This is a genomic window from Rhodopirellula sp. UBA1907, from assembly GCF_002337565.1.
Taxonomy (GTDB): domain Bacteria; phylum Planctomycetota; class Planctomycetia; order Pirellulales; family Pirellulaceae; genus Rhodopirellula; species Rhodopirellula europaea.
Genome location: NZ_DDGH01000094.1, coordinates 228,195 through 233,862, shown reverse-complemented (window position 1 = coordinate 233,862; position 5,668 = coordinate 228,195). Strand labels below are relative to the sequence as shown.

The following is a 5,668-nucleotide window of genomic DNA, read 5'->3' as shown; positions in this document are numbered from 1 at the left end:
ATCAACCAAGCCTGCCGATCATCGCGATTCGCATTCAAGCGATTCGCCAGGCTGGCGTTGCTGGCCCCACCAACTCGCATCTTCACGGTCACACGAGGCAGATACGCCATCTTGGCACCGTGGCGAACCATCATCCGCACAAGCAATTCATAATCCGCGGCCGTTCGAAGGTCTTCATTGAACAGACCAAACCGCTCGTAGAGTCCACGACGAAAGTACACGGTCGGATGCGGCGGCATCCAGCCCCGTCGGAATTTTCGGACGTCGTATGCACCTGATACCCAGCGGCGATGCACACGATCTCGATCATTCGCATCGACGTAGTCCAGATCTGCATAGACGCCATCCACCTTGCGATCCGCCATCACTGAAGCGACATCGGCCAGGACATTTTCGTCGGCCATCCAATCGTCCGCATGCAGAAATCCAACGACATCGCCGGTGGCGGCACGCAGTCCCTTGTTCAGTGCGTTGTATATCCCAGTATCCGGCTCGCGAATCGAACATGACACTTGATTGCCGAACTGCGAGATGACGCCGGAGGTACCATCGGTCGAATCCCCGTCGACGACGATCGTTTCCAAATCCACATTTTGTTGGGAGAACACCGACCGGAGTGCATCGCCGATTGTCTCATGTCGGTTGTAGACGGCAGTGATGACGGAGACTTTCATGCAGTTTGCCTTGGTATTGCCGGATTCCCAAGGACGGTGGTCAGCGGTGGAACGTCTCTCAAGACAATGCTACCGGCGGCGCACATACTCCCTGGACCGATTGTGACGCCTGGTGCCACAAAACATCTCGCCGCCACCCAAGAACCCTCTCGAACCACAATCGGGCGCGTCATCAAATCAAACGTTGATTTTGAAAAATCATGCGAACCTGTACACAAGAACGCGTCCTGTGAAACGCAACAATTTGACTCGATTGTCACTTGATTTAAAGACAAAATCGAAACTCCCTCCCCGATCCAAACGTTATCCCCGATCGAGAGCCGCCAAGGAAAGGAAATAGAGACTCCCGACCGAATCACTACGCCCACACCCACTCTCGCCCCGAACAGACGCAACAACCAGGCGCGGATCATCGAGGGCAACGGGATCGGCAGCACGAAAAAAAAGAGCCTGCAAGTCAACCATGCAAACTCCTTCGTTCGAGACGCCCCACGATCGAAGCCATCATTCTGGAATTTTGTTAGATCAATCACAGGTTCACCTCTCCGGCTGAGACTCTGCGATCGCGGGCCGGTTCACATCTTCATGCCTCAAGCGATAATCCAGCAATTTCAGAGACAAGATCAACTCCGCGATGACCCGTTGCAGCGTGTAATACAACCCCGCCCATCCATCCAGGATCATGCCCTTCGCAAACAGGCAGTACACCAACGTCAGTGGCGGAGCCAAAACGATCCAAGTCCGAATCCGATCTTTCCATCCCAGTGCCTTGCGATCGGTCGCAAACAGTTTCTCGACCTCCAGATCCGCATACTTGCACTGCGACCGAAGCCAACGAGCAACCGGCTTGCGGTCATCATGGTTCAATCGATGATCCAAAGTTGGCGGCTGATCGATACCTGAAAGATCGAGCAACTGGGTGTGCCCATCCTGCCGATACTGAAAGTTTCCAACAGGAAACAAACAAACGCGGGGCGGATAGATGGACCCACGCAGTTTTCTTCCGAATACCAGGAAGTTAAACCCGATCGCGTAAGCATTCTCGCCATCATTTAGATCCCGAAGCTCCGCCACCAGCTCGGGAGTGCATTGGTAGTCCGCATCCAAGGTGAGTACCCACTCGGTCGAGACCTTCGACAATCCAAAATTCCACTGGTTCGTGTGCGAATCAAACGAACGAGTCACCAATTTAACGTTTGCAAACTCGCTTGCGATCTCAAGTGTTTTATCATCGCTGCCACTATCAACGATCACGATTTGTTTCGCCCAGTTGAGGGCCGCCAACGTTCGCGTCAGGTTGTCCTGTTCGTTGTACGTCAGTATCAGCGGCGTGATTTCGTTGAGATTCATGAAGGGCACCTTGTGCGTTTTACCATCCGAGATCACAGAAAGCTTTTATAAAACGCACTTAGTTTCTCGGCCGCTTTCGCCCAACTGTACTCATTCCGGGCGTGGAGAGACGCCGCCAAGCCCTTCTCCCGTCGCTGCGTCGATGTCAAACCGGTTGCCTGATGCAAGGCGTTGCTGAGCGAGTCTTGGTTTGGCTCGATCCACCAACCGAGGTTATGCTCGGACAAAACTTGCCAGGGGGCGGACGTTGTCGTGATCACCGGCAGCCCCGCGGCCATTGCTTCGGCGATTACAATCCCAAAGTTTTCGCTGTAGGTGGGCAAGACGAACAAGTCCGCGGACAAATATTCATTCCACTTTTCAACGTCATTCACTTCTTCCACCAATGCGATTCGGTCGGCCATCCCCAGTTGACGAATTTCGGACCGCACCACCTCAGTGTGGCCTCCCTCGTCGGGACCGACAATTCGCAATTTCCAATCACTTGGATTCACGTCCGCCCAAGCGCGGACCAGATCCAACAAACCTTTTTTGGGATGAATGCGTGACAGAAAAAGAGCCGTCTTGGTCTCGCTCGAACAAACCCGCTGTCCCAGGAGGTTGGCACGCCGATCCACCTCTCGAAGCACCTCGGCAGGAACGTCCATGCCGTTGGGCGCGATACAAGACGGTCGATCCACGCCGATTTCAAGAAGTTCGTCCAACTCCTGTTGGGACGTGACGTGGATTCCGTCGGCTGATAAAAGGTCCGTTTGTTGGTAGAGCTTCCAAACCAGTTTTTTCTTAGCCGCCCGAAACCGGATCGACCATCGTGTTGCCATTCCATGTGGTGAAACGATTCGGGGACGCTTGTTTTGTCGACACCACTTCGCCACAAAATGATTGGACGGTAACCACAACCCGTGATCATGTACAATTGGGTTCGAGTCGGAGGACCACGTGGCCAACCATTTCGACCAATCGCGGATCACCGGTCGCTGGCGCAGGAATCGACCTTCCGTTGCCAACCCGATGTCCACAATCCGTTCAGGAAGCTGCATAGAAATCGCAGGGTCCGCGGCTCGAGCGGTCGCCAATTTGACTTGGTGGCCCAAATCAGCCAACGCATCACACAGCGGCGGTATGGTCCGGGACGTCCCGCCATGATCCGATCGAGTTGACGCGATTGTGTAAATTATGTCACAAGTGATGGCGTTGTTCCGGTTGATGAATGAAATGTGTTTCTTCGACCATCGATAGCAATTTGGTTTCCTTCAATTCAAACTCAAACACGATGCGCATCGTCATCTGCTGGTCTGACATTTCCGGATACATGGCGGCTTGCTTCCGAGAACTCGCTTCCCGCCCAGACATCGATTTGAAGGTCATCGCATGGGCTTCGGGGCGTAGGGGATCTCAAGCCGCCTTCGAGGATCGTCTGACCGCCGGTTTCTCGTGCCGTTTGCTGGAACCCGAGGAAAGAGATAACTTTACGACCATTCGGAACGAGGTCATCGCGTACCGACCCGATGCGGTGCTGCTGTGTGGCTGGTTTGTCGACGCCTACCGTCGTCTGCCTCGCGATCGCGAGTTGACGAAGGTGCGGTTTTCGATGGGGATGGACACGCCGTGGTGGGGCACACCCCGCCAATATTTGGCAAAATGGAAAGTCGGGTCGTTCGTCAGGAAAATGCATTGCGTGATTGTGACCGGTGAGCGTTCTTGGCAGTACGCGATCCGATTGGGTGTGGACCGCAGTCGCATCCGCCGCGGCATGTACGGGGTTGACTACGATCTACTCGCGGAGACCTTTTCGACGCGTTCGGCCGATGGTTGGCCCAAGTCGTTTCTGTTCGCGGGGCGGTACGCACCGGAGAAAGGCTTGGATATCCTGCTGGAAGCTTATCGAAACTATCGGCGACGGTGTGCGGAAAGCCAAAGCAACCCCTGGTCATTGATTTGCTGCGGCCAGGGCCCGTTGGCATCGATGTTATCGGGCAAAGAACCGGAAGGCGTGACCGACCTCGGTTTTCAACAGCCGAAGGAAATGCTCCGGCGTTTCACCGAATCAGGGGTTCTCGTACTTCCCAGCCTTTTCGATCCGTGGCCTTTGATCCTGGTAGAGTCATGTGCAGCGGGATTGCCCGTGATCGCGTCGGACGCCTGTGGCAGCGCGGTCGAAATGCTACGTCCGCACCACAACGGTTGGATCGTCGCATCAGGTGAGCCTCGCTCTCTCGGAAATGCGCTTTGGGAAGCCAGCCAATCGAACCAACTTCCATCTTTCGGCAAACGATCCCAATGCTTCGCCGACGCCTATTCCGCATCCAAATGGGCGGACCGGATGGGCGATTGGCTTTGATTCGTACTGGGACAACGATTTAAAGTTAGCCGTTTGGCCGCCAGCCCCGATTCTCGCTTCTTCTTAACGCAATGCTGAGGGGCGTCGGCAAATGCGTGACTGGGGCTTCGAGCCGCAGCCCTGTGTCTGCAAGCTCCAGTCACGTCAATCAACGACAAATGTTGTTCCGGTGTTCCCTTAGCCAAAAAATTACACTAGCCGCACAACCCTGACCGCACCTGAATCAAACCACCCGTAGCCGCTTCAAACCCGACAGCGCAAACCCGTAGTAATAAACCGTCGTCAAAGCCATTGTGATCGTCCCCAGCATGAACGCCTCAAAGAAACTGCAAAACAACAGGGATGACATGCCCGCGGCAATGAACATCAGCTCCGCGGAGCCCTCGCCCTGAAACTTCAACCCCTTCCGCCAAAGCTTGTAAACGTCTTGCGAAAGCCCGAATAAGAAAACCAACATTCCGGGGATACCAACCACACCCACCGTGGCCAAAAGCCCCAGCCAAGAGCTTTCGGCAAACCCCAGCCGATCGCCACGAAGCGTGACTCCAAACGCTGGGTTCGCCGTGAATTGACGCCACTGGGTCATCCAAACATCCCCGCGAGTGTTGTTGGTCCGGGTGATCGTTGACAAGTATTGATCTTCGCGAATGATCGCAAGGATAGGTTCCGCGAGGAGACCCGCCAGCAGCGAGGCGAATAAACAAGGAATAATGAGGCGAGGTTTCATTTGCAACACAACCGCCAGTGCGAGACCGGCGGCCGCCATCCGGGAACCGGTCAACAGCACTAGGTACGCCGTCAACAAGATCACCGCCAGGAAAGAAACTTGCTGAGCGAATCCACGCGACCGGTATTTTTTCAACAGATAAACCGGCGCTGCGATGCTGGATGCCAAAGCGAGCCCGAGATGCTGAGCGTTTCCCGTGATCCCATTCAATCGCCCGTGAGTCGCCATGGCACCACCGGGGGAGCGAAGGTAAACGTAATACGAAGACACCGCGACCACGAACAATCCAGCGGTCATCGCCCAAGCCACCGCATCGATTCTTCTCGCCGGGTCAATGAACCATTTCGGCAGGCAGTAAAAGCGCATGTACCACATTCCGAGCCAAACACCGATCGCTGCGCCCCCGAATTCCAGCATCCCGCTGGAGATCATTTTCATGGCCAAAGCAGCCTGAATGAGCCCCAGCCCGATCTCCGCGGCGGAGATGGAATCACGCTCGCGACTCGCTTTCTTGGCAAAAACGAAGGTGCCCGCAATCACCACCGCTAATCCAATCGCGGCGACCACCTGCCGCCG

At 55.2% G+C, this 5,668-nt stretch carries 6 protein-coding genes; 1 reads left to right on the top strand and 5 read right to left on the bottom strand.

Annotated features, from left to right (window positions below):
• The 4 genes from B2R17_RS22525 to B2R17_RS22510 all read right to left on the bottom strand — a co-directional run.
• Positions 1-674, bottom strand: a 674-nt coding sequence (locus B2R17_RS22525; RefSeq protein ID WP_286765766.1) for a glycosyltransferase family 2 protein, incomplete at its 3' end; no start/stop codon positions are given.
• Positions 671-1,207, bottom strand: coding sequence for a WcaF family extracellular polysaccharide biosynthesis acetyltransferase (locus B2R17_RS22520; RefSeq protein ID WP_286765765.1), 537 nt, complete (start codon positions 1,205-1,207; stop codon positions 671-673). The genes B2R17_RS22520 and B2R17_RS22525, both read right to left, overlap by 4 nt.
• Before the next feature lie 4 nt (positions 1,208-1,211).
• Positions 1,212-2,024, bottom strand: a complete 813-nt coding sequence (locus B2R17_RS22515; protein ID WP_286765764.1) for a glycosyltransferase family 2 protein — start codon at positions 2,022-2,024, stop codon at positions 1,212-1,214.
• Positions 2,025-2,056: 32 nt separating this feature from the next.
• On the bottom strand, positions 2,057-3,190 hold the full coding sequence (locus tag B2R17_RS22510) for a glycosyltransferase (RefSeq protein WP_286765828.1): 1,134 nt from the start codon (positions 3,188-3,190) through the stop codon (positions 2,057-2,059).
• 44 nt (positions 3,191-3,234) lie between these two features.
• On the opposite strand from B2R17_RS22510, the gene B2R17_RS22505 reads away from it, so the two are divergent.
• The gene (locus tag B2R17_RS22505; RefSeq protein ID WP_286765763.1) at positions 3,235-4,365 is read left to right on the top strand and encodes a glycosyltransferase family 4 protein; all 1,131 of its coding nucleotides are present in this window, start codon (positions 3,235-3,237) and stop codon (positions 4,363-4,365) included.
• A 223-nt stretch (positions 4,366-4,588) separates the two neighbouring features.
• On the opposite strand, the gene B2R17_RS22500 is transcribed toward B2R17_RS22505, so the two are convergent.
• On the bottom strand, positions 4,589-5,668 hold a 1,080-nt coding region (locus B2R17_RS22500; protein ID WP_286765762.1), incomplete at its 5' end, for a hypothetical protein.